The sequence below is a fragment of the Streptomyces sp. LARHCF249 genome (genome assembly GCF_052871255.1).
The window spans coordinates 598,390-620,621 of sequence record NZ_JBIXJQ010000005.1; the positions used below are offsets into that span (position 1 = coordinate 598,390).

The 22,232-nt window shown below is 72.6% G+C and carries 20 protein-coding genes; 8 read left to right on the plus strand and 12 right to left on the minus strand.

The annotated features are described in order from the left end of the window. The first annotated feature begins 9 nt into the window (after positions 1–9). From ACIPUC_RS17535 to ACIPUC_RS17545, 3 genes are all read left to right on the plus strand, one after another. Entirely contained in the window at positions 10–1,173 is a 1,164-nt protein-coding gene (locus tag ACIPUC_RS17535) for a hypothetical protein (RefSeq protein ID WP_446590323.1), read from the plus strand. Positions 1,174–1,351: 178 nt separating this feature from the next. Next, entirely contained in the window at positions 1,352–3,373 is a 2,022-nt protein-coding gene (locus ACIPUC_RS17540; RefSeq protein ID WP_446590325.1) for an oxidoreductase, read from the plus strand. Between the two features lie 61 nt (positions 3,374–3,434). Further along, positions 3,435–3,848, plus strand: coding sequence for a PaaI family thioesterase (locus ACIPUC_RS17545; protein ID WP_446590326.1), 414 nt, complete (start codon positions 3,435–3,437; stop codon positions 3,846–3,848). Here ACIPUC_RS17545 and ACIPUC_RS17550 read toward each other — a convergent pair. Beyond that, positions 3,830–5,311, minus strand: coding sequence for a sensor histidine kinase (locus ACIPUC_RS17550; protein ID WP_446590328.1), 1,482 nt, complete (start codon positions 5,309–5,311; stop codon positions 3,830–3,832). The two genes, ACIPUC_RS17545 and ACIPUC_RS17550, sit on opposite strands and share 19 nt — an antisense overlap. Then, positions 5,304–5,981, minus strand: coding sequence for a response regulator transcription factor (locus ACIPUC_RS17555; RefSeq protein WP_446590330.1), 678 nt, complete (start codon positions 5,979–5,981; stop codon positions 5,304–5,306). Before ACIPUC_RS17555 ends, ACIPUC_RS17550 begins: the two co-directional genes overlap by 8 nt. A gap of 136 nt (positions 5,982–6,117) precedes the next feature. Here ACIPUC_RS17555 and ACIPUC_RS17560 point away from each other — a divergent pair, with 136 nt between their 5' ends. Both ACIPUC_RS17560 and ACIPUC_RS17565 read left to right on the plus strand, forming a co-directional pair. Continuing rightward, on the plus strand, positions 6,118–6,795 hold the full coding sequence (locus ACIPUC_RS17560) for a hypothetical protein (protein ID WP_446590331.1): 678 nt from the start codon (positions 6,118–6,120) through the stop codon (positions 6,793–6,795). 169 nt (positions 6,796–6,964) lie between these two features. Further along, positions 6,965–7,906: an NAD-dependent epimerase/dehydratase family protein gene (locus tag ACIPUC_RS17565; RefSeq protein WP_446590332.1), complete on the plus strand. Its 942-nt coding sequence runs from the start codon at positions 6,965–6,967 to the stop codon at positions 7,904–7,906. Between the two features lie 142 nt (positions 7,907–8,048). Here the strand turns inward: ACIPUC_RS17565 and ACIPUC_RS17570 are convergent, their stop codons facing one another. Genes ACIPUC_RS17570 through ACIPUC_RS17590 form a run of 5 tightly spaced genes read right to left on the minus strand, consistent with a single transcriptional unit; the run spans position 8,049 to position 12,790 of the window. Next, positions 8,049–8,765: a potassium-transporting ATPase subunit C gene (locus ACIPUC_RS17570; RefSeq protein WP_446590333.1), complete on the minus strand. Its 717-nt coding sequence runs from the start codon at positions 8,763–8,765 to the stop codon at positions 8,049–8,051. Between the two features lie 22 nt (positions 8,766–8,787). Continuing rightward, positions 8,788–10,893: a potassium-transporting ATPase subunit KdpB gene (kdpB, locus tag ACIPUC_RS17575; protein WP_446590334.1), complete on the minus strand. Its 2,106-nt coding sequence runs from the start codon at positions 10,891–10,893 to the stop codon at positions 8,788–8,790. Continuing rightward, entirely contained in the window at positions 10,890–12,554 is a 1,665-nt protein-coding gene (kdpA, locus tag ACIPUC_RS17580; RefSeq protein WP_446590335.1) for a potassium-transporting ATPase subunit KdpA, read from the minus strand. The genes kdpB and kdpA overlap by 4 nt, the downstream gene beginning before the upstream one ends. Before the next feature lie 6 nt (positions 12,555–12,560). Further along, positions 12,561–12,650, minus strand: a complete 90-nt coding sequence (gene kdpF, locus ACIPUC_RS17585) for a K(+)-transporting ATPase subunit F (protein WP_385402516.1) — start codon at positions 12,648–12,650, stop codon at positions 12,561–12,563. Further along, entirely contained in the window at positions 12,647–12,790 is a 144-nt protein-coding gene (locus ACIPUC_RS17590; protein WP_446590337.1) for a hypothetical protein, read from the minus strand. Before ACIPUC_RS17590 ends, kdpF begins: the two co-directional genes overlap by 4 nt. 159 nt (positions 12,791–12,949) lie before the next feature. On the opposite strand from ACIPUC_RS17590, the gene ACIPUC_RS17595 reads away from it, so the two are divergent. Continuing rightward, positions 12,950–14,236, plus strand: a complete 1,287-nt coding sequence (locus ACIPUC_RS17595) for an MFS transporter (protein ID WP_446590338.1) — start codon at positions 12,950–12,952, stop codon at positions 14,234–14,236. A 3-nt stretch (positions 14,237–14,239) separates the two neighbouring features. On the opposite strand, the gene ACIPUC_RS17600 is transcribed toward ACIPUC_RS17595, so the two are convergent. Next, the gene (locus tag ACIPUC_RS17600) at positions 14,240–15,820 is read right to left on the minus strand and encodes an alpha/beta fold hydrolase (protein WP_446590456.1); all 1,581 of its coding nucleotides are present in this window, start codon (positions 15,818–15,820) and stop codon (positions 14,240–14,242) included. Between the two features lie 423 nt (positions 15,821–16,243). On the opposite strand from ACIPUC_RS17600, the gene ACIPUC_RS17605 reads away from it, so the two are divergent. Next, entirely contained in the window at positions 16,244–16,498 is a 255-nt protein-coding gene (locus ACIPUC_RS17605; protein WP_446590339.1) for a hypothetical protein, read from the plus strand. Here the strand turns inward: ACIPUC_RS17605 and ACIPUC_RS17610 are convergent. The 4 genes from ACIPUC_RS17610 to ACIPUC_RS17625 form a co-directional block, all read right to left on the minus strand. Next, positions 16,418–16,867: a hypothetical protein gene (locus tag ACIPUC_RS17610; protein ID WP_446590340.1), complete on the minus strand. Its 450-nt coding sequence runs from the start codon at positions 16,865–16,867 to the stop codon at positions 16,418–16,420. The two genes, ACIPUC_RS17605 and ACIPUC_RS17610, sit on opposite strands and share 81 nt — an antisense overlap. 88 nt (positions 16,868–16,955) lie before the next feature. Next, the gene (locus tag ACIPUC_RS17615; RefSeq protein ID WP_446590457.1) at positions 16,956–17,954 is read right to left on the minus strand and encodes an SCO0930 family lipoprotein; all 999 of its coding nucleotides are present in this window, start codon (positions 17,952–17,954) and stop codon (positions 16,956–16,958) included. A 158-nt stretch (positions 17,955–18,112) separates the two neighbouring features. Continuing rightward, positions 18,113–19,561, minus strand: coding sequence for an NADH-ubiquinone oxidoreductase-F iron-sulfur binding region domain-containing protein (locus tag ACIPUC_RS17620; RefSeq protein WP_446590341.1), 1,449 nt, complete (start codon positions 19,559–19,561; stop codon positions 18,113–18,115). Further along, complete coding sequence (locus tag ACIPUC_RS17625) at positions 19,558–20,463, minus strand: hypothetical protein (protein WP_446590343.1); 906 nt, start codon at positions 20,461–20,463, stop codon at positions 19,558–19,560. The genes ACIPUC_RS17620 and ACIPUC_RS17625 overlap by 4 nt, the downstream gene beginning before the upstream one ends. 453 nt (positions 20,464–20,916) lie before the next feature. Here ACIPUC_RS17625 and ACIPUC_RS17630 point away from each other — a divergent pair, with 453 nt between their 5' ends. Continuing rightward, complete coding sequence (locus ACIPUC_RS17630) at positions 20,917–22,116, plus strand: PucR family transcriptional regulator (RefSeq protein ID WP_446590345.1); 1,200 nt, start codon at positions 20,917–20,919, stop codon at positions 22,114–22,116. Positions 22,117–22,232: the final 116 nt, after the last annotated feature.

Here is a 22,232-nt window from a genome sequence, read left to right on the forward strand (position 1 = left end):
GGGGAATTCATGTCCTTCAAGAACATCTTTGACAACGGCGGGGACGAGGCCGGTTCCGCCGACAAGTCCGCTCAGGCGCTGGGCAAGGACACTCCGGGAGCCGGGGACGTCTCGGAGGCCGTGCGCAAGCTGGAGAGCGAGCGGGACCCGTGGCTCGTGCGCCAGACCGCGCACGGGGCGTTCGACGTCATGGGCTTCCTGGGCCCGCTCTTCCAGAACGCCCAGGGCATGGCCGCCGCGCAGCGCCAGGTCTCCGAAGACCCTGGCTCGGCCTCCGCCATGGCCTCGGCCGGCACGAAGGCCTTCGGACCGCCGCAGGTGAGCATCGGCGAGGCGGACATGCCGAAGCTCGAAGACCTGTCGGAGCTCATCGGCAAGAAGAAGAGCCACGCCCTCATCGCGACGGGTCTGGGAACGTCCGAAGGCCTGGCGGTCGACCCGTCGTCGAACACGGTGTACGTCGCCGACCGGGGCGGCCAGAAGCTGTACGCGGTGAAGGTCGGCACCGGCGCCCAGCGCGTGGTCGCGAGCGCCCTGGGCGAGGTCGGCGATGTGCGGGTGGACAGCCAGGGCGGCACGGCGTACATCGCCGACTACAGCGGTGCGCGCCTGCTCGCGGTGGACCTGCAGAAGGGCACTTTCCGCAAGGTCGCCGACGTACCGTACGCGTACGGCGTCGCGCTCGACGCGGCGGGCAAGGCCTATGTCGCCAGCTGGCTCGACGGGCAGCTGTTCGCCGTCGACCTGCAGGGCGGACAGAAGCAGGCGATCGCCCCAGCCCTGGGGCAGGGCACCGGCGGAGTGGAGCTGGACGGGCGGGGCAAGGCGTACGTCGGACGCAAGGACCACGGCGGCCACCTGTACGAGGTCGACCTGGCCGCCCGCACCTACCGCGTCGTGACCAGCCTCACCGGGGCGAGCACCATCCGCGTGGCCCTCGACGGCGCCGGCCGGGCCTACACCATCGACCACCTGAACGGCGGGCGCCTGCACGAGATCACCCTCGCGGACGGCGCGCAGCGCGTGGTGGCCACCGGTCTGGGGACCTGCGAGGGCCTCGCGCTGGACACCGTCAACGGCTGGATCTACGTCAGCAACCGTGAAGGCCAGCTGTGGCAGATCAGCCAGCGCGCCACCCAGGCCCTGGGCGGCGTCGGCAAGGTCCTGCCCTAGGGTCCGACGACCCGTGCCCGCTGTGGCGGCGTGAACTCCGCCACAGGGGGAGCGGGCCGGGCCCGGGGGCGCCGCGGTTTCGGGGCGGACCGCCGCCGCCGGGTTATGCACTTAGTTGCAAAACTGCTTTCCCCTCGCTAGAACAGGGTCATCACCCCCGCGCGAGGAGGCGCCCCCCATGTCCCAGAGCCGGTACCCGCACCTGCTGAGCCCGCTGGACCTCGGATTCACCACGCTGCCGAACCGCGTGATCATGGGCTCGATGCACACCGGCCTCGAAGAGCACCAGGGCGGCTTCGAGCGCCTCGCCGCCTTCTACGCCGAGCGCGCCCGCGGCGGCGCCGGCCTGATCGTCACCGGCGGCATCGCCCCGAACGACGCCGGCCGCCCCTTCGAGGGCGGCTCCCGCCTCACCACCGAGGACGAGGCGGCCGAGCACCGGGTGATCACCGAGGCGGTGCACGCCGAGGGCGGGAAGATCGCGATGCAGATCCTCCACTTCGGCCGCTACGCCTACCACAAGGACCTGGTCGCCCCCAGCGCCCTCCAGGCTCCCATCAGCCCCTTCGTGCCGAACGAGCTCACCGACATCGAGGTCGAGCGGACCGTCGAGGACTTCGTCCGCGCCGCCCGCCTCGCCAAGCTCGCCGGTTACGACGGCGTCGAGATCATGGGCTCCGAGGGCTACCTGATCAACGAGTTCATCGCCGCCGCGACCAACAAGCGCACCGACCGCTGGGGCGGCGCGTACGAGAACCGCGTGCGCTTCCCGCTGGAGATCGTCCGGCGCACCCGCGAGGCCGTCGGCGAGGACTTCATCGTCATCTACCGCCTCTCCATGCTCGACCTGATCCCCGGCGGCTCCACCCTGGACGAGGTCGTCCACCTCGCCAAGGAGATCGAGGCGGCCGGCGCCACCATCATCAACACCGGCATCGGCTGGCACGAGGCCCGCATCCCGACCATCGCCACCTCCGTGCCGCGCGGCGCCTACACCTGGGTCACCAAGCGGCTGATGGGTGCGGTATCCGTCCCGCTCGTCACCAGCAACCGCATCAACACCCCGGAGATCGCCGAGGAGTTGCTCGCCGACGGCCGCGCCGACCTGGTGTCGCTGGCCCGGCCCTTCCTCGCCGACGCCGACTTCGTCGCCAAGGCCGCGGCCGGCCGCTCCGAGACCATCAACACCTGCATCGGCTGCAACCAGGCCTGCCTCGACCACACCTTCAGCGGCAAGATCACCAGCTGCCTGGTCAACCCGCGCGCCTGCCACGAGACCGAGCTCGTGCTCTCCCCGACGAAGCTGAAGAAGCGCGTCGCCGTGGTCGGCGCCGGCCCGGCCGGACTCGCCTGCGCGGTCTCCGCCGCCGGCCGCGGCCACGCCGTCACCCTCTTCGAGGCCTCCGGCCACATCGGCGGCCAGCTCGACATCGCCCGCCGCATCCCCGGCAAGGAGGAGTTCGAGGAGACCATCCGCTACTACGGCCACCAGCTCGTGGAGAGCGGCGTGGAGGTCCGCCTGAACACCCGCGCCGACGTGGAGACGCTCCAGGGCTACGACGAGGTCGTCGTCGCCACCGGAGTCACCCCCCGCACCCCGGACATCGAGGGCGTGGACCACGCCAACGTCGTCAGCTACCTCGACGTGCTGCGCGACGGCGCCCCCGTCGGCGAGCGCGTCGCCGTCGTCGGCGCCGGCGGCATCGGCTTCGACGTCGCCGAGTACCTCACCGACAGCGGTGAGGGCGCCTCCCAGGATCCGGCCGTCTACTTCCGCCACTGGGGCGTGGACACCTCGTACACCGGCCCCGGCGGACTCACCGCCGCCGAGCGCCCCGCACCGCCGCGCCAGGTCCACCTGCTCCAGCGCAAGGCGACCAAGGTCGGCGCCGGCCTGGGCACCACCACCGGCTGGATCCACCGGGCGGAGCTCAAGCACCGCGGAGTGGTCTCCGTCGCCGGGGCCGCGTACGACCGCATCGACGACGAGGGCCTGCACATCACCGTCGACGGCGAGCAGCGGCTCGTACCGGCCGACACCGTCGTCCTGTGCACCGGGCAGGAGCCGCGCCGCGACCTGTACGAGGCGCTGCGCGCGGCCGGTGTCGAGGCGCACCTGATCGGCGGCGCCGACGTGGCCGCCGAACTCGACGCCAAGCGGGCCATCCGCCAGGGCACCGAACTGGCCGCAAGCCTGTAGCACCTGAACGGTCCGAACGAAAGGGATTGTGGCGGTCCGGCCGGGCCGCCACAATCTCCCGGTGACGTTCTCACCCGCAGACGCAGACAAGATCCTCGCCGACAACTTCGCCCCCTGGGTGCTCGCCCTGGGCCTGAGCGTCCAGGAGACCGGCGAACGGCACGCCGTGCTGCGGCTGCCCTGGTCCGACACCCTGGCCCGGGACGGCGGCGGCCTCTCCGGCCAGGCCCTGATGGCGGCCGCCGACACCGCCACCGTCATCGCGATCTCCAGTGCGCGCGGCGCGTACGGGCCCATGACCACCGTCCAGCAGTCGACGAGCTTCCAGCGCCCGGTGACCGGCGCCGACGTCCTGATCCGCGTACGGGTCACCAAGCTCGGCCGGCGGATGGCCTTCGCCGACATCACCATGACCCCCGAAGGAGCCGCGGAGCCCGCCGCAACCGCCTCCACGGTCTACGCCCTGCTGGGCTGATCCCCTTCCGCGGCCCCGCCCCCGGCCCCGTTCGCCACCGGCAGCCGGACCACCAGCCGGGCTCCCCGCGGGGAGTCCCCGGCGGTGAGGGTGCCGCCGTGGTGGGCGGTCAGGTCCCGGGCTATGGCGAGGCCCAGGCCGGCCCCGCCGTGGTCGCGGCTGCGGGCGTCGTCGAGGCGGGTGAAGCGCTCGAAGACCCGTTCCCGGACGCCCGGTGGGATCCCGGGGCCGTCGTCGGTCACCTCCAGCACGGCGGTCCGGCCGTACGGTCCGCCGGTGGTGCGCAGGACGACGTCCACCCGCCGGGCGGCGAACCGCTGGGCGTTGTCGACCAGGTTGGTGACCACGCGGGCCAGCCACAGTTCGCTGCCCTCCACCCGGATGCCGGCCGCCAGCTCCGTGCGCACGGGCACGCGGTCCCCGAGGCGGGCTTCCACGGCGTCGCGGACCACGGCGCCCAGGTCCAGCCGGGCCGAGGCCATCGGCTGGGCGGCGTCGATCCGGGCGAGCAGCAGGAGGTCCGAGGAGAGCTGCTGGAGCCGCTCGATGTCCTGGAGCGCGCCGCTGATCAGTTCCGGCCACAGTTCCGGGTCCCGGACGGCCAGGGCCACCTCCAGCTGGGTGCGCAGCACCGTGATGGGGCTGCGCAGTTCGTGGGAGGCGTCCGCGATGAACCGGCGCTGGCGGATTCCGGCGGACTCCAGCCGGTCCAGGGTGGTGTTCATCGTCTGCGCCAGCCGGGCCACCTCGTCATGGGTGGGCGGTACGGGGACCCGGCGGTGCAGGTCCCGGTCGCTGATCCCGGCGACCTCGGCGCGGATCGCCTCGACCGGTGCGAGCGCCCGGCCGGTGACCCTCCAGGTGACGAAGGCGACGGTGGCGAGGAGCAGCGGACCGCCGACCGCGAGCGCGGCGGCGGTGGTGTCGTCGGCCGCGTCCACATCGCGCAGCGAGGTCCCCACGAAGACGGTGACCATGCCCTGCGGGGTCTCGGTGGTGACCTGCACGACCCGCTGGCGGTGCTCGCCGCCGAGCGGGCCGGTCTGCCAGGTGTGGGATTCCTTCCCGGGCCGCAGGGGTTTGACGGGGGCGAGCGGGAAGTCCCCGGCCAGGTTCGGGTAGGCGCGCAGGACCCGGCCGCGGGCGTTCACCACCTGGACGAACTCGACGCCGTGCAGGGTCGGCCGCATCGTCTCGAGGTCCCCGGAGGCCGCCAGCCGGGCGACGGTCTCGGCCTGCCGAGCGGCGTCGCGCTCGGCGTTGCGCAGCAGATTGGCCTCCAGCAGTCCGAGGAGGGCGAAGGAGGCCAGGGCCAGGGCCGCGGCGACGACCGCGACGGCGCCGACGGTGGCGCGGGCCCGGACGGTCGTGGGCCACAGGCGGCGCAGCGGACCCCGCTGGATCAGGCCGCGCAGGCCGTCCAGGTGTCGGAACCGGCGGCGGGGCAGTGCGGGCTCAGCCACCGTCGGCCGCCAGCCGGTAGCCCGCGCCGCGTACGGTCTCCAGGGCGGCGCGGCCGAACGGCGCGTCGATCTTGCGGCGTACGGCGCTGATGTGGACCTCGACCACGTTGGGATCGCCGGCGAAGGCGATGTCCCACACCTGCTCCAGGATCTCCCGCTTGGGCACCACCTCGCCGGGGCGCCGCGCCAGGTATTCCAGGACCGCGAACTCCCTGGCCGTCAGCCGGATCTCGGTGTCACCGCGGGAGCAGCTGTGCCGGGCCGGGTCCAGCACCAGATCGCCGAAGCGCATGATCTGCGGGCCGCGGCGGCCTGTGCGCCGGGCCAGCGCGCGCAGCCGGGCGACCAGGACGAGGTAGGAGAAGGGCTTGGACAGGAAGTCGTCGGCGCCGGTGTCCAGGGCCTCCGCCTCGTCGTACTCGCCGTCCTTCGCCGTGAGCATCAGGATCCCGGACTCGTTCCCGGCGGCGCGCAGCCGCGCGCAGACCCGGTAGCCGTTCAGGCCGGGCAGCATGATGTCGAGCACGATCAGGTCGTAGTCGTGCTCGGTGGCCATCCACAGCCCTTGGAGCCCGTCGTGGGCCACATCCACGGAGAAGCCCTCCGATTGGAGTCCCCGCTGCAGGGCCACGGCCAGCCGCCGTTCGTCCTCCACCACCAGTACGCGCATGCCGACCAGGGTCTCAGGCCCGGTCCGCGGCCGGCTGAAGAGGTCTTCAGCTGACTTCAGGTGGGCTTCAGCATCCGCTCCGCATGCTCTGCAACGAGCCGGGTGCCGTGCCCGGTTGTGCCTGAGGAGTACCGGTATGTCTGAGTCTTTCCCGCCGTCCGAGCAGCCCGCGCGGCCCGAGCAGCCCACGCCGCCCGTGAACGCCCCGGAGGCAGGTGCGCCGCGCAAGCGCGTGGACCTGGGGCGTCTGGTGCCCCGGAGCAAGGGCGCCCGCTGGGCGGCGCTGGGCGCGGCCGTGGTGATCGTCGGCGGTACGGCGGTGGCGGTGGCCGTGGACCAGCACCACGACGCGCGGATGGCCGGTCCCCGCTTCGCCTGGGCCGAGGCCGACCACGAGGGCGGGAAGCGGCGCGGCCCCGCAGGCGGCGGCGAGCACGGAGAGCACGGCGAGCGCGCGTTCGGCGGGCCCCGGCACTTCAAGGACTCCCAGCACCCCATGGACCCGAAGGCCCTGAAGGAGATGCGGGAGATGAGGGAGGCGGCCCCGGAGCCGGGCGCCGGAGAAGCGGGTCCGGGAGGCTCCGCGAAGGCGGCCCCGGCGCCCCTGCCGTCGCTGGCGATCGGAACGGCGGCCGACAAGGCGGCCGGGGCCGTGGACGGCGGCAAGGTGGAGAGCATCCGCGTGGTCGCCCAGGAGGGCGGCGGCAGCGCCTGGCTGGCCGTCGTACTCGGACCGGACGGAGTCCGCCACGCGGTCACGGTCTCCGGCACGGACGGCGCCGTCACCAGCAACGTCCCCGTCACCCGGCGGTAGTCGGATCGGTTCGGCCGATCCGCGACCGGGTACGGCACGAACAGGCCGCTGTTCTCGTCGACGGCGAGCGCGCGGCCGGCGCCTCGGCGGCTCCGGCGGGCAACCGGCCGGGCGGGCGGGGCGGGGGACCGCCACCACCGCTCCCGCCCCCTCGCGTTAGTGTGCGCAGGTGAGCTTTCATGTCGTTGTAGGTTTTGGACCCGCCGGCGCCGCCACCGCTCGGCTGCTCGCCGAACAGGGCCACGCGGTAAGGGTCGTCACCGCTTCGGGCCGCACTCCGGAGCCCGGGATCGAACATGTCGCGCTGGACGCGAGGGACTCCGAGCGGCTGACCGAGGCCGCGAAGGGCGCAGCCGCGCTCTACAGCTGCGCCGCGCCGCCCTACCACCGCTGGGCCGGCGCATGGCCGCCGCTGAGCGCCTCGGCCTGCGCGGCGGCCGAGGCCACCGGGGCCGTACTGGTCATGCTGGGCAACCTCTACGGGTACGGTCCGGTGGCCGGCCCCCTGACCGAGGGGCTGCCGCTCGCGGCGACCGGCCCCAAGGGGCGGGTGCGCGCCGCGGCGTGGGAGCAGGCGCGGACGCTGCACGAACAGGGGCGAATCCGGGCGGTCGAGGTGCGCGCCTCGGACTTCTTCGGGCCCGGCGTCACCGAGGGCGGCCATCTGGCCGCTCGGGTCGTGCCGCCGCTGCTGCGCGGCAAGCCGGTCTCCACCCTCGGAAACCCGGACGCTCCGCACAGCTGGACCTATCTCCCCGACGTGGCCCGGGCGTTGGTCGAGGTCGCGGGCGAGGAGCGGGCCTGGGGACGGGCCTGGCACGTCCCGACGGAGCCCGCGCGGTCCGTCCGGGAGATGGTCGACCGCCTCGCCGCCCAGGCGGGGACGGCCCCGGTCGCGGTGCGCAGGCTGCCGCCGGCCGTTCTGGCCGTGGCCTCGGTCTTCTCCCCGCTGCTCCGCGAACTGAAGGAGATCCGCTACCAGTTCGACCGTCCGTTCGTCGTCGATTCCAGCGCCTACGAAGCGGCGTTCACCGTGCGTGCCACCCCCCTCGACCAGCAGGTCAAGGCGACCCTGGACTGGTGGCGCGAGCGGGTGGCGCACACCGGATGACATACGCGCGTCGGCCCGGCTGCGAGAACAGCCGGGCCGACGCGTCGCGTGGTGCAGACCCTCAGGGCCATCGTGATCCGCCCCGCCGTCCGCCCCCTCCCGTCCCGGGCCCCGCGGGCTCCGGGCCGTGCGGTGTGGAAGGTCAGCTCTTGGCCAGGGCCTCGAGCGCGATGTTGAGTTCGAGGACGTTGACGCGGGGCTCGCCCATGAAGCCGAAGGTGCGGCCGGTGGTGTGGTCCGCGACGAGCTTCTCGACCTGCTCGACGTCGAGCCTGTTCTGCTCGGCGACCCGGTGGACCTGGAGCTCGGCGTACTCCGGGGAGATGGCCGGGTCCAGGCCCGAGCCGGAGGAGGTGACGGCGTCGGCCGGTACGTCCTCCGGCTCGACCTGGTGGCCGGCGGTGGAGTTGCCGGCGGCGACGGCGTCCTTGGCGGCGATCACCTGGGCGCAGAGGGTGCCCTCCTCGGCGTCCTCGGTGCACGTGCCGCCGACGGCGCCGTTGTCTGCGGACCGGTTGGTGGCGCCGGAGAGGATCAGCGAGTACTGCGTGTTGACGCTGTTGGAGCCGAGGCCGTTGGAGGGACGCGGCTGGAACCACTTCGGGTCCGGCCTCGCGGCCTCATCCGGGTCGTCCGGGTTCTGCTTCGGCAGGTTGTAGGTCTGGCCGATGAGTGAGGAGCCGACGACCCGGCCGTCCTTGTCCTTGATCTCGGAGCCGTTGGCCTTGTTGTCGAAGAGGGCCTGGGCGATCCCGGTGACGGCGAGCGGGTAGAGGACCCCGCAGATCACGGTCAGAACGAGAAGGGCTCGGAGGCCGGCGCCGATCAGGCGCGCGGTGTTCCCTGCGGAGTTGTTCATGACGGGTCAGCACGTTCCTGATTCAGACGAGCCCGGGGATGAGCGAGATGAGCATGTCGATGATCTTGATGCCGATGAAGGGGGCGACGAGGCCGCCGAGCCCGTAGATCCCGAGGTTGCGGCGGAGCATCTTGTCGGCGCTGGCGGGCCGGTACCGGACGCCCTTGAGGGCCAGCGGGACCAGCGCGATGATGATCAGCGCGTTGAAGACGACCGCGGAGAGGATCGCGGAGTTCGGGGAGGTCAGGCCCATGATGTTGAGCTTGTCCAGGCCCGGGTAGACCACGGCGAACATCGCGGGGATGATCGCGAAGTACTTCGCGACGTCGTTGGCGATGGAGAAGGTCGTCAGGGCGCCCCGGGTGATGAGGAGCTGCTTGCCGATCTCGACGATCTCGATGAGCTTGGTCGGGTTGGAGTCCAGGTCCACCATGTTCCCGGCCTCCTTGGCGGCCGAGGTACCGGTGTTCATCGCCACGCCGACATCGGCCTGCGCGAGCGCCGGGGCGTCGTTCGTACCGTCGCCGGTCATCGCGACGAGCTTGCCGCCGGCCTGCTCCCGCTTGATGAGGGCCATCTTGTCCTCGGGCGTGGCCTCGGCGAGGAAGTCGTCTACGCCCGCCTCTTCGGCGATGGCCTTGGCGGTGAGCGGGTTGTCACCGGTGATCATGACGGTCTTGATGCCCATGCGGCGCAGTTCGTCGAACCGCTCGCGCATGCCCTCCTTGACGACGTCCTTGAGGTGGATGACACCCAGGACCCGGGCGCCCTTCTCGTCGTGGACCGCCACCAGCAGCGGCGTGCCGCCGGCCTCGGAGATCTTGTCGGCGAGCAGGCCGGCGTCATCGGAGACCCGGCCGCCCTGCTCGGTGACCCAGGCGATGACCGAAGCGGCCGCGCCCTTGCGGGTCTTCGTCCCGTACGCGTCCACACCCGACATACGGGTCTGGGCGGTGAACGGGACCCAGGCGGCGTGGGCCAACTCGCCCTGGTGGCGCTCGCGCAGACCGTACTTCTCCTTCGCCAGGACGACGATGGAACGGCCCTCGGGGGTCTCGTCCGCGAGGGAGGAGAGCTGGGCGGCGTCGGCGAGCTCGGCCGCGGTGGTGCCCTTGACCGGCACGAACTCGGAGGCCCGGCGGTTGCCGAGGGTGATGGTGCCGGTCTTGTCGAGCAGCAGCGTCGACACGTCGCCGGCCGCCTCCACCGCACGGCCGGACATGGCCAGGACGTTGCGCTGGACCAGGCGGTCCATGCCCGCGATGCCGATCGCGGACAGCAGCGCCCCGATGGTGGTCGGGATGAGGCAGACCAGCAGGGCGGTCAGCACGATCATGGACTGCTTGGCATCCGCGTAGATCGCGAACGGCTGCAGCGTGACCACGGCGAGCAGGAAGACGATCGTCAGCGAGGCGAGCAGGATGTTCAGCGCGATCTCGTTGGGGGTCTTCTGCCGTGCCGCGCCCTCGACGAGGGCGATCATGCGGTCGATGAAGGTCTCGCCGGGCTTCGTCGTGATCTTGATGACGATCCGGTCCGAGAGGACCTTCGTCCCGCCGGTGACCGCGGACCGGTCGCCGCCGGACTCGCGGATGACCGGTGCTGACTCGCCCGTGATCGCGGACTCGTCCACCGAGGCCACGCCCTGGACGACGTCGCCGTCGCCGGGGATGATGTCGCCGGCCTCGCAGACCACCAGGTCGCCTATGCGCAGGTCGGTGCCGGGGACCTGCTCCTCGCTCGTGCCGTCCTCGGTCAGGCGGCGCGCGACGGAGTCGGTCTTGGCCCTGCGCAGGGTGTCCGCCTGGGCCTTGCCGCGGCCCTCCGCGACGGCCTCCGCCAGGTTCGCGAAGATCGTGGTCAGCCACAGCCAGGCGGTGATCGCCCAGCCGAACCAGTCCGTCGGGTCCGTGATCGCCAGGGCGGTCGTGACGACCGAGCCGACCAGGACGACGAACATGACCGGCGACTTGACCATGACGCGCGGGTCGAGCTTGCGCACCGCGTCGGGGAAGGACTTCAGCAGCGCCTCGGGGTCGAACAGGCCGCCGCCGACGCGCCCGACGCCCGGCTTGTGACCGGTCGGGACGTCTTCGTGCGGTGCGCGGGTCGGGGTGATGGTGCTCATGACGCGAGCCCTTCGGCGAGCGGTCCCAGCGCCAGCGCGGGGAAGTAGGTCAGTCCGGTGATGATGAGGATGGTGCCGACGAGCAGGCCCGCGTAGAGCGGCTTGTCGGTGCGCAGGGTTCCTGCCGTGGCGGGGACCGGCTTCTGCCCGGCGAGCGAGCCCGCCAGCGCCAGCACGAACACCATCGGCAGGAAGCGGCCGAGCAGCATCGCGATGCCGATGGTGCTGTTGAACCACTGCGTGTCGGCGTTCAGGCCCGCGAACGCGGAGCCGTTGTTGTTGGCACCCGAGGTGTAGGCGTAGAGGATCTCGGAGAAGCCGTGCGCTCCGGTGTTCGTCATCGAGTGCGCCGGGGTGTCCAGCGCCATCGCCGCGGCGGTGAAGCCCAGGACGAGGGCCGGGGTGATCAGGATGTAGCAGGCCGCGAACTTGATCTCGCGGGTGCCGATCTTCTTGCCGAGGTACTCCGGGGTCCGGCCGACCATGAGGCCGGCGATGAACACCGCGATGATCGCCATGATCAGCATGCCGTAGAGGCCGGAGCCGACACCGCCGGGCGCGATCTCGCCCAGTTGCATGCCCAGCAGCTGGATGCCGCCGCCCAGTCCCGTGTACGAGGAGTGGAAGGAATTGACCGCCCCGGTCGAGGTGAGCGTGGTCGCGACCGAGAAGATCGCCGAAGCGCCGATCCCGAAGCGGGTCTCCTTGCCCTCCATGGCCCCGCCGGAGACGTCGAAGGCCGGGCCGTGGTGGGCGAACTCCGTCCACATCATCAGCGCGGTGAAACCGATCCAGATGGTCGCCATCGTCGCGAGGATCGCGTAGCCCTGCTTCACGCTGCCGACCATCTTGCCGAAGGTGCGGGTCAGCGCGAACGGGATGACCAGGATCAGGAATATCTCGAAGAGGTTGGAGAAGGGGGTCGGGTTCTCGAAGGGGTGGGCGGAGTTGGCGTTGAAGTAGCCGCCGCCGTTCGTACCCAGCTCCTTGATGACCTCCTGCGAGGCCACGGCCCCGCCGTTCCACTGCTGGGTCCCGCCCAGGAACTGTCCGACCTCGTGAATCCCTGAGAAGTTCTGGATCGCACCGCACGCGACGAGGACGATCGCGCCGATCACCGAGATCGGCAGCAGGATGCGGAAGACACCGCGGACCAGATCGGCCCAGAAGTTGCCGAGTTCACCGGTGCGCGAGCGCGCGAAGCCCCGTACGAGGGCGGCGGCGACGGCCATGCCGACGGCGGCGGAGACGAAGTTCTGTACCGCCAGGCCGCCGGTCTGCACGACGTGGCCCATGGCCTGCTCGCCCGCGTACGACTGCCAGTTGGTGTTGGCGACGAAGGAGGCGGCGGTGTTGAACGCCTGGTCCGGGTCGATCGCGGAGAAGCCGAGCGAGCCCGGCAGGACCCCCTGCGCCCGCTGGAGGGCGTAGAGGAAGAGGACGCTCACCGCGGAGAAGGCGAGGACCGCGCGCACGTAGGCGGGCCAGCGCATCTCTGCGGCGGGGTCGGCGCCGATGGCCTTGTAGATCCACTTCTCCGGCGTGTAGTGCTTTTCCGAGGAGTAGACGCGGGCCATGTAGTCGCCCAGCGGGCGGTAGGCCAGCGCGAGCGCGGCGATCAGCGCGAGGAGCTGGAGCACACCAGCGAGAACGGGACTCATCGGTGGCTAGAACCTCTCCGGATACACGAGGGCGAGGACGAGGTATCCGAGCAGGGAGACGGCCACGACGAGGCCGACGACGTTTTCGGCGTTCACAGCTTGGTCACCCCCCGGGCGATGAGAGCCACCAGCGCGAACACCGCGACCGTGGTGACGACGAAGGCCAGATCGGCCATCGCGAGCTCCTGAGTGAAGAGGGAAGAGGGAAGAAACGAATCGGCCACATGGCCGGCCAAGAACGAGACAACCCTGTCTTCACCTCGCCGCTAAGCCACTTTGACGGGCTCCATACGGGGGCACGGGCGCTCTTAACGCCTCCCTGACGCCCGGGGCGTACGGACCCGGCCCCCGGCAAAGGACCGGCACCGGCTGACCGTGTCGTATACCGTCCCCGTGTGCTGCGAGCGGAGCCCCTGAGGCGGAACAAGGACTTCAACGTCTTCCTGCTGGGTCAGGCGCTGTCCGTCCTCGGCGGGTCCATCTCGCTGCTCGCGCTACCGCTGCTCGTCCTTCACGCGACCGGGTCCCTCGTGCAGATGGGCCTCATCACCGTCATCTCCGGGGTCACCGGCATCGGCACGGGAATGTTCGCCGGATACGTCGTGGACCGGGCCGACCGCCGGCGGCTGATGATCGTCTGCGATCTGCTGCGGGCCGTGCTGTTCTGCGCGGTGCCCCTCGTGTGGTGGGCCGCCGGACCCCGGGTCTGGCTGCTGTACGTGCTGACCGCGCTGGCCACCGTACTGACGACCCTGTTCGACGTGGCGTACGTGACGGCCGTGCCGCAGCTGGTGCGTACCGAGGACCTCACCGCCGCCAACGGCAGGGTGATGGGCACCTTCGCCGTCGGGACCCTCCTCGGGCCGGTGGCGGCCGGGTTCCTCACGGCCGGGGTGGGCGCGGAGCGGGCGCTGGCCGTGGACGGTGCGACCTTCCTCGTCTCCGCCGCCAGCCTGGCGTGGGTGCGGTTCGGCAAGCCCGCGGGCGACCGTGCGGAGCCGGCGGCGGGAGTGTTCCGCGAGGTGTTCGTGGTCGGCTTCCGGTTCCTGTGGGCGCATCCGCTGCTGCGCCCCCTGACGGTGCTGCTCACCCTGCTGACCTTCGTCACCATGGGCGCCACCGACCTGCTGATCTACCGAGTCCAACACGATCTGGGCCGGGACGCCGCCACCGTCGGCTACGTGATCGCCGTGAGCGGGGCCGGCGTCGTCGCCGCGGCCGCCACCGCCGGGCGGCTGCGCCGGACCTTCGGCTTCGGCCCCTGCTGGCTGGCCTCGGTCGCGATGATCGGGGTCGCGGTGGCGGTGACCGGGGCCAGCCGCAGCGTGCCGGTGATCGCCGCGCTGGCGGCCGTGTTCATGTTCGGACTGACCCTGGCGGGGGTGTGCAGCATGACCCTGCGTCAGGAGGTGACCCCCGACCACCTGCTCGGCCGCGTCACCTCCGCCTTCTGGACCGTGCACAACGCCTCGGGCCCGGTGGGCGCGGCCGTGCTCACGGTGCTGGCCGCCCGCCACGGGGTCCCGGCGGTCAGCCTGGCGGCCGGCGCCTTCTGCCTGCTGGTCCTCGGCGCCGGCCTGCTGACGCCGCTGCGCCCGTGGCCCGCCGCCCGCAGGGACGCCCCCGGCTCCGGCCGCCGCAGCAAGGCGGCCGAGGAGGCGTCCCTCGAGAACGAGCGGTAGCGGTCAGAACCGGCCGGGGCCGGCCGGGAACGGCAGCGGCTTCGACGGCTTCGACGGCTTCGCGGAGTCCTGCCGCTCGGCAGCGGCCGGCGGGGTCTGGCAGGTCACGTCCTCGGCGGGCAGCCGGCCCGTGGTCAGGTAGGAGTTGACCTGGGCGTCGGCACACGAGGCGGGGTCGGTGAGGTACACGCCGTGGCCCTCACCGCCGGCCACCAGCACCATCCGCGAACCCTTGAGCGCGCGGTGCAGGCCCTGGCCGCTGGTCAGCGGGGTCTGCGAGTCCCACTCGTTCTGCACGGTCAGGACGTTCGCCTTCTTCTTCATCGGCGTGGCCGACTCGACCGGCCGGTCCCAGAAGGCGCACGGCTTGATGTTGGACGCGAAGTCCCCGTACAGCGGGTACGCCACCTTGTCCCGCGCAGCGTCCCGCTCGTACTGCTCGGTGTAGCGGGGCCAGTTGCCCGTGTCCCCGCACACCACGGCCCAGAAGACGGCCGTGCCGTTGTCCGAGGCGGGCTCGGCCGCCGCCCGCTCGCCGGTGAGCAGCCGCTTCAGGTCGGCCGTGTCGGGCCCCGCGGGCTGCGGCTTGCCCTCGGCCGCGGCCTTGAGGGCCACGATCAGCGGAGTGGCCTGCGCCGGGTAGAAGAACACCCCGCGCGCGGAGCGGATCAGGTCTCCGTTGACCTTCTGCCCCTCGAAGTCGAACGGCTCCCGGTCGGCGCGCGCGACCAGCGCCCAGAAGGTGTCGGACACCGCCTTCGGGGTGTCGCCCAGCCCGAATTCGGCCGACCGCTCGGCCGCCCAGTCCGTCCACCGCGCGTAGGCGGGCTCCGCCTCCGTCGCCCACACCTGGATCATGCCGCGCCAGACGCGCTGCGGGTCCACGCCGCTGTCCAGCACGAAGCGTTCGGTCCGCTCCGGGAACATCTGCGAGTACACCGCGCCGAGATAGGTCCCGTACGAGTAGCCCAGGTACGAGACCTTGCGCTCGCCCAGCACCGCACGGATGGTGTCCATGTCGCGCGCCGTGTTGCGGGTGGTGATGTGCGGGAGCACGGAGCCGGCGTTCTCGCGGCACTTGTCGGCGACCGTACGCGCCCACGTCACGTCGGAGGAGAAGGTCTCGGGCCGGTACGGCCGGTCGAAGGCCTGCTCGGTGTCGGTGAGCCCGCAGGAGATCGGGCTGCTGGCGCCGACGCCGCGCGGGTCGAAGCCGATGAGGTCGTACTGGTCCCGCACCTCCTTGGACATCAACTCGCCCGCCATCAGCGGGAGATCGAGGCCGGAACCGCCCGGACCGCCCGGGTTGAGGAGCATGACGCCGTGCCGCTTCGCGGGGTTCTCGCTCTTCACCCGGGATATCGCGAGGTCGAGCGTGGAGCCCTGCGGGCGCCGGTAGTCGAGCGGCACCTTGAGGGTGGCGCACTCGTACGAGGCCGGCTGGTCCGGGCTGCACCGGTGCCAGGACGGCTGCTGGCTCAGGTACTGCGGTGCCGTCGCGGCGGAGACCTGCGCCGCGGTCAGCAGGGGCACGGTGGACGCGATGAGTCCGGCGGCGGCGAGCAGCGGTGCGAGGCGTTTCATGCGCACGATGTGGCGTTCCTTTCGGAGAAGTCGCTTACCTGCTCACCTTGTTGTATGCGGAGGCAGGGGCGAATCATCCCCAAGGCCGGGGCGTGTGCATCTCACGAACGAGCCGAAATCCGGACAACTGGCCGACACGCCACCGTCGTACGCGCCGGTGCGGCTCCCGCCCCGTCCGAGTACACCTAGTCGCCGCCGCCTGGAGCCGGATCTCCTGGCCGAACGGGCCGGCTGGGGCGGGCCCGGCTCACCCGGCCCGCGAACTGCTCGGGGAGCTGGGCCACTTCGGGCTGGCGGTGTTCCTGGTCGGCGCCGCCCACGAAACACCGGCGGTCTTCGTGCTGCGGCGGCTCGCGGGCACCGCCGCGGCGGCCTCGCTGGCAGGCCGCGGCCGGCGCCACCCGGCACTTCGGGCTCACCGACGTGTTCGGCGCGGTGCTGGTCGGCCTGGCCCTGCCGGCCGACGGCCGGGGCGGCCCGTGGACCACGCCCGCGCTCCATCTGGCGCTCGTCGTCATGGCGCTGCTCACCACGGCGCTCTGCGGCCCGCTCCTGTGGGCGATCGACCGCCGGCCGCCGCCCGACGACGCGGAGCGGTCAGTGGTGGCCGCCGTGCGCGGCGCCCGCCTCGACGGCGCCGCCGATGCGGCCGCGCAGCGCGGTCAGGGCGTCCGCTGACGGGGCGGTGACCACCCAGCGGCTCCCCACCAGGTAGGTGCCGCCGTACATCCGGGCCTCGGTCAGCCAGGAGCGCAGTCCCTCGTCCGCGGCGAAGGTGACCATGCGGTAGGCGCCCTGCCCGGTCTGGCAGCCCCCTTCGCGCAACTCCTCCGCCTGGACGTCCACGTGGGCGGTGCAGCCGACGGCGGCGGCGATCTCCTCGATCGAGGCGGACGGTGCCCGGCCCTCGTGGGCCCGCGGGCCGTGATGCGCGGCCGGACTTCCGGCGCAGCCGCCGGTCGGCAGCACGGCGCACAGGACGGCGAGCGCCAGCGCGGCGGCACGCGGAACACGGCGGCGCGGGCGGGCGGTTGACGGCGACGGCATGGCTCTCTCTTCCTCACGGGCCGACGGGGGAGCGGCCGTGGCGCCCGGGTGGGGAGGGGGCCCGGGCGCCACGGGTCCAGGGCCTTTCCTAGTGCGCCGCCTTCGCCTTCTTTCCCTTGTCGGTCACGGCGAACCAGAGACCCTGCTTGTTGTGCCCGGTGATATCGCCGGGCTCCTTGTCGCCGGTGAACGAATAGACCGGCCAGCAGTCGATCGTCAATTGTTCCGAACCGTCGGGACGCTTCACGGAGCCGATGAGTTCGGCGGGAATTCCCGACACCTTCGACTTGTCCACCGGCTTGGCGGGCTTCCAGGTGTCCAGGCAGGCATCGAGGCAGCCGATTTTCATCGGCCAGGCGCTGTCCTTGTCGAACCGGTAGAGCGTGCGGCCCTCCGCGTCCGCGAGGATGGCGCCGAGCATGGCGTTCTGCGCGACGGACAGCCCGGCGCCCTGCGCCGCGGCCCCGTCGGCGGCCGCGGCCGGCTTTCCGTCCGCTCCCAGCGCGTGCCAGGTTCCGCCGACGCCCTCACCGAGCGCGTCCCCCGGCTTCGCGTCCTTCGCGTAGCGGTACACGGGCCAGCCCGCGAGGGTCAGCTGCCGGGTGCCGTCGGCCCGGGCGACCGAGCCGAGAAGGCCCGCGTCGATGCCCTCGCCTGCGGTGACGTCGTCCGCGGCCACGGGGGGCCACGCCGTGGCGCAGTCCCCCTCGCACGCGGACTTGGGGGGCTTGGGCGTGTCCTTGTCGAACCGGTAGAGCGTGAATCCCTCGCTGTCGGTGACCGCGCCGCCCACGTTCGGGACCTCGGCCACCTTCAACTCCCCGGCCGGACCGTTCTTCCCGGCGGCACCGGCCCCGCCCGCCGGGGCGGCCCCGGCGCCGCTGTCCCCGTAGGCGGGATCCGCCCCGGAGCCCGACCCGTACGCGCCGTCCCCGCCGTCCGCTCCGTACACGGATCCGATCTTCTTGCTGTCACCCGCCGGCTGTACCGCATTCGCCTTTCCCGGAGGTTTCTCGGCGAGTCCGCATCCGGCGGTCAGCAGCAGTACCGCGACCGCCGCCGACCCGGCGCATATCTCCCGACGCATTTTCCGCACGATCTCTCCTTCAGGTCCGGTCCAGCATTTCCGTTCGTCCCTGCCGTAATTGATACGGGGCCGGGAGCGAGCCGGACCCCCTTCCCGGGGAATTTGTCGGATCGCGCCAAGAAATGAACCGGGGGACGGTCCTGAGACGTGCACTGCCATCAGTCCTGGATGCGCAGCGCGAGCGCCGGGCAGCGCCGGACCGCGCGCAGCGCCTTCGGCCGCAGCCGGGCCGGCACCGGCATGGAGGCCTCGGCCGGATAGCCGTCCGCGTCGAGCCGTACGACGTCCGGGAGGATGTCCACGCACAGCCCGTGCCCCTTGCACAGCGTCCAGTCCACGACGAGCCGTTCCGGACTCTCGTCGCGCGGCAGGGGCAGCGCCCCCAGCACCCGCCGGCCGCACCCGCTGCCGAGCGCGTGGTCGTGGAACTCGTCGGGGAAGGCGGCGAGGGCCGAGGCGACGAAGTGCGAGGTGCCGTCGGGGTGACTGCACGCACCGCGGCCCCGGACCGCCGTCAGGCGCGCCCCGACCGTGTCGAGGGCCGCGCCGCCTCCGCCGCGGACCACGTCGTCCAGTACGTCGGCCAGCGCGGGCAACCCCCGTACGCAGGGCCCGCACTGGCCCGCCGACTCCTTCGCCATCCACCGGGTCACCCGCGCCACCTCGCCGGCCGGGCAGGTGTCCTCGGGCAGCGGCAGTACCGCCCCCGCCCCCAGCACCGCGCCGAAGGCCGCCAGGGACTGCCGGGACACCAGCGCGGAGCGCGCGGCCACCGGGTCCAGCCACCTGCCGTGGTAGCCGCCCACCAGGACACCCTGCCCCGGGCCCGTACCGCACAACTCCAGGACGTACGGCAGCGAGGAGCCGGTCGGCGTCTCGACCACCGTGGAACCGGCCACGGTCAGCAGGACCGTGCCCGGCTCGGCCGGCAGCCCCGTGGAGCGGTACTCCCGCGCGCCCAGCCGTGCGGCGACGCCGAGCTGGGCGAAGGTCTCGGTGTTCGACAGCAGGGTGGGCGCGCCCCCCAGGCCCCGCTCGCTGGTCCGCACCTTCTGGCCGGACGGCAGCACCGCACCGCCGTTCAGACCGCTGACGAGGGCCGTGCCCTCGCCGGTGACGAAGCGTTCGGGAAGCCGCGCCACGCGCACCCGGCGGCCGGCCGGACCGCGCTCCGCCACGGCGTCCCGTACCGACTGCTCCACGTCCGCCCGGGTGACGGCCACCACGACGTCGTCGGCGCCGAGCGCCGCGGCGGCCAGCAGGGCCCCGTCCAGCACCAGGTGCGGAGCGTGCAGCAGCAGGGCGGTGTCCTTGAGGCAACTCGGCTCGCCCTCGCTGCCGTTGACGACGACGGCCGTGGGAGCGTCCCGCCCCCGGGCCGAGCGGGTGACGGCCCGCAGCTTCCGCGCGAACGGGAAGCCCGCTCCGCCGCGGCCCCGCAGGTCGATGTCGTCGGCGAGGCGGACGAGGTCGTCCGGGCGGAACCGGGGCAGCGTGCCGTGCGCGGCGAGATGGGCGGCGCGGTCGAGCCGGGGGAGCCGGTCGAGTCCGGCCAGCAGCCTGGGGGCGCCCACACAGCCGAGGCCGGGGCGCGGCTCGCCGGTCACAGCCACCGCTCCGCGGCGGCCGGCTGCTCGCCGTACATCCGCGTTCGCCGGCCGGCCGTGGCGTAGGCCCGGGGGCCGGGCCGCGGCAGCGGCGCCCGCCCGGGGGATACGAGCGGCCGCGTTCCGCCGCCGGCGCCCGGTTCGGCGCCCGCGCCGGTGCCGGCACCGCGGCGGGGGCCGGTGCCGGTGCCGGTGCGCGTACTGGTGCCCGTACGCGGCCCCGGAACGGGAGCGGGCCGTGAACGACCCCCGCGCGCCCGCGACTTCACGCGGAACACGAGCACCGCGGCGACACCGATCAGGCAGAGCGCGTACGCCGCCGTCACCCAGGCGCCGCCCGGTCGGCCCGCCTTGAGCCCGTGCACCAGGGACGCGCCCCAGGCCGGATACGCGCCGAAGTGCAGGGCGCGCCACCACAGGGAGCGGCTCTTGGTCGCGAACACGCTGCGCACCGCGCCGGAGACCGCGACGGCCACGAAGAGGTAACCGGCCAGCGTGCCCAGTCCGATGAGGACGGGCCGGTCGCCGTCCGCGAACGGCAGCACCGCGGCGGCGGCGGTCGTCTGGGCCTCCGCGACCTTGACCCAGATGTGCAGGGCCAGGAAGCACAGGCCGGCCACGGCCAGTCCGCGGTGCGCGCCCTGGGCGAGCAGCCGGTGGCCCGGACCGAGCAGCACCCGGTCGGTGGCCGCCAGCCCCCACAGGACGGTGGCGGTGAGCGAGACGAGCGACAGCACGCCCGCCCCGAAGTCGAGGAAGTCCCACAGATGGGTCAGGGCGCCCGCGCGGACGACCACGATGAGGGAGGCGATGACCGCGAGGGCCACCGGGGCGGTCGCCGGGTGACGACTCCTGCGGCGGGCCCGGTGCGAGCGGCGTAGGTACGGCTGAGACAGGGGCATCCAGATCTCCTGTGCGCCTGGGCCCCGAGCGCTCCACCTGGCGCTCGGCACCCGGGGGTCGTTGTCGCTCGTGCCCGGCAGCGCTGTGGAATTCCCGCGCCGGCCGAGGAGCTAGGGCCGGAGTGCAGAAGCATCGTGGAGCTACACGGCGCCTCCACAGGATTTATCGAAACGTGATAATTTCTCGCACCGCGTCTCCGGGGCATCGAACAACACCGGAAGATTCCCCTCCAACGGAGGTTGCGACAGGCCACCACGCCACCCGCCGCCTACGCGTCCCCGACGGCAAAAACACGGCAAAACCGCGGGACCGAACGGGGTCGGACCCCTCCAAGAGGGAGTACGAGGGGCCACAACTCTCTTGTCAGGCAGGACTGTTGGCGCGAGAGGCAACCTCGGCGGGCTTGTCCTCCGCAACCGGACAGGCCTCACCCCGGCACGAACGAGGAAACGATGTGCGAACTTCTGAACCGCATCTGGTCCCGCCCCCGCGGCGAGTGGACCCGCGTCCTGCGACGGGAACTCCCCGCACTGGCCGCCGAGATAGTGGAGGAGCTTCTGCATGGAATTCCGGGATTTTCCGCCCTTATCGATGACAACGATGCCATCGACGACGAATTGTTCAGACAGCGGGTGGAGGAAGCCCTTCTCACCGCTCTCGGCTACCGCGAGAAGGCAGACGACCAGGACCAGGACCAGGACCAAGGCCACGGCCGAGGCCAGGGCCAGGGCCGGCAGCAACCCCCGCACCAGGAAGTGGACGTGCCCGCGGACACCGGCCTCGGGCACCAGCACGCGGGCCTGGAAGTCGTGCAGGGAAGACAGCACGAGAGGCGGCAGCACCTCGGGCCCGCCGAAGACCGGGCGCGGCAGGACCTCTTCAAAGCCCTCACCGATGACCGGACCGCCTCCGGGACCTCCCTCGCCGAACTCGCCGAGGCGGCCGGCTGGCCCCTCCCGGTGGCCGTACGGGCCATCGCGCCTGCCGCGCCCGGGGAGGCCCAGCAGCTGGCGACCGTACTGGACGACGCCCTCGCCGGGACGTTCGCGGGCCGCCCCTGCCTGCTGGTCCCGAGCCCCGATCCCGACACCCGGGCCCCGCTCGAACTCCCGTTGCGCGGCCGGTTCGCGGCCGTCGGCCACGCGGTACCGCTCCGGGACACCGCGTCCTCGCTGCGCTGGGCCCTGCGCCTGCTCGCGCTGACACCCGCCCGTGCGGGTCTGGACGCCCGACCCGTCTTCGTGGACGACCACCTCTCGACCCTGCTGCTGCTCCAGGACGAGCCCCTGGCCCACGCGCTGGCCGCCCGGTGGCTCCGCCCGCTGGCGGACCTGACCCCGCGCCAGAGCGAGCGCCTGGAAGTGACCCTCCTCGCCTGGCTGGAGGGCGGCGGCGCACCCGAAGCCGCCAAGGCCCTGAGTGTGCACCCGCAGACCGTGCGGTACCGCATGCGCCAGCTGGAGAAGCTCTTCGGGCCCGGACTGCGGGACCCCCGCACCCGGTTCGAACTGGAGATGGCCCTGCGCAGCCGCCGGCTGATGGCCCAGGTACGGCGCCAGCACTCGCGGGTGGGGCGCAGGACGGCCCGGGTGGTCACGGCGGACTTCACCCCGGTGGTCGTCGGACGGATGGCCCGCGTCAACGGCCTGTGACACAGGCGAAAACAGAGGAGAACAGGCGAGCAGGGAGCAGCGGCCGGGCCCGCCCCCCCCACCCGCGGGCCGGGGCGGCGCCCCCCCCGGGGGGGGGCCCCCCCCCCCCCGGGCCC

Excerpts from the sequence above, each read along its gene's own strand:
- ACIPUC_RS17535 (WP_446590323.1), top strand. The coding sequence starts at position 10 with ATGTCCTTCAAGAACATCTTTGACAACGGCGGGGACGAGGCCGGTTCC.
- ACIPUC_RS17540 (WP_446590325.1), top strand. The coding sequence starts at position 1,352 with ATGTCCCAGAGCCGGTACCCGCACCTGCTGAGCCCGCTGGACCTCGGA.
- ACIPUC_RS17555 (WP_446590330.1), bottom strand. The coding sequence starts at position 5,981 with ATGCGCGTACTGGTGGTGGAGGACGAACGGCGGCTGGCCGTGGCCCTG.
- ACIPUC_RS17560 (WP_446590331.1), top strand. The coding sequence starts at position 6,118 with ATGTCTGAGTCTTTCCCGCCGTCCGAGCAGCCCGCGCGGCCCGAGCAG.
- ACIPUC_RS17570 (WP_446590333.1), bottom strand. The coding sequence starts at position 8,765 with ATGAACAACTCCGCAGGGAACACCGCGCGCCTGATCGGCGCCGGCCTC.
- kdpB (WP_446590334.1), bottom strand. The coding sequence starts at position 10,893 with ATGAGCACCATCACCCCGACCCGCGCACCGCACGAAGACGTCCCGACC.
- kdpA (WP_446590335.1), bottom strand. The coding sequence starts at position 12,554 with ATGAGTCCCGTTCTCGCTGGTGTGCTCCAGCTCCTCGCGCTGATCGCC.
- ACIPUC_RS17600 (WP_446590456.1), bottom strand. The coding sequence starts at position 15,820 with ATGAAACGCCTCGCACCGCTGCTCGCCGCCGCCGGACTCATCGCGTCC.
- ACIPUC_RS17610 (WP_446590340.1), bottom strand. The coding sequence starts at position 16,867 with ATGCCGTCGCCGTCAACCGCCCGCCCGCGCCGCCGTGTTCCGCGTGCC.
- ACIPUC_RS17615 (WP_446590457.1), bottom strand. The coding sequence starts at position 17,954 with ATGCGTCGGGAGATATGCGCCGGGTCGGCGGCGGTCGCGGTACTGCTG.
- ACIPUC_RS17625 (WP_446590343.1), bottom strand. The coding sequence starts at position 20,463 with ATGCCCCTGTCTCAGCCGTACCTACGCCGCTCGCACCGGGCCCGCCGC.
- ACIPUC_RS17630 (WP_446590345.1), top strand. The coding sequence starts at position 20,917 with ATGTGCGAACTTCTGAACCGCATCTGGTCCCGCCCCCGCGGCGAGTGG.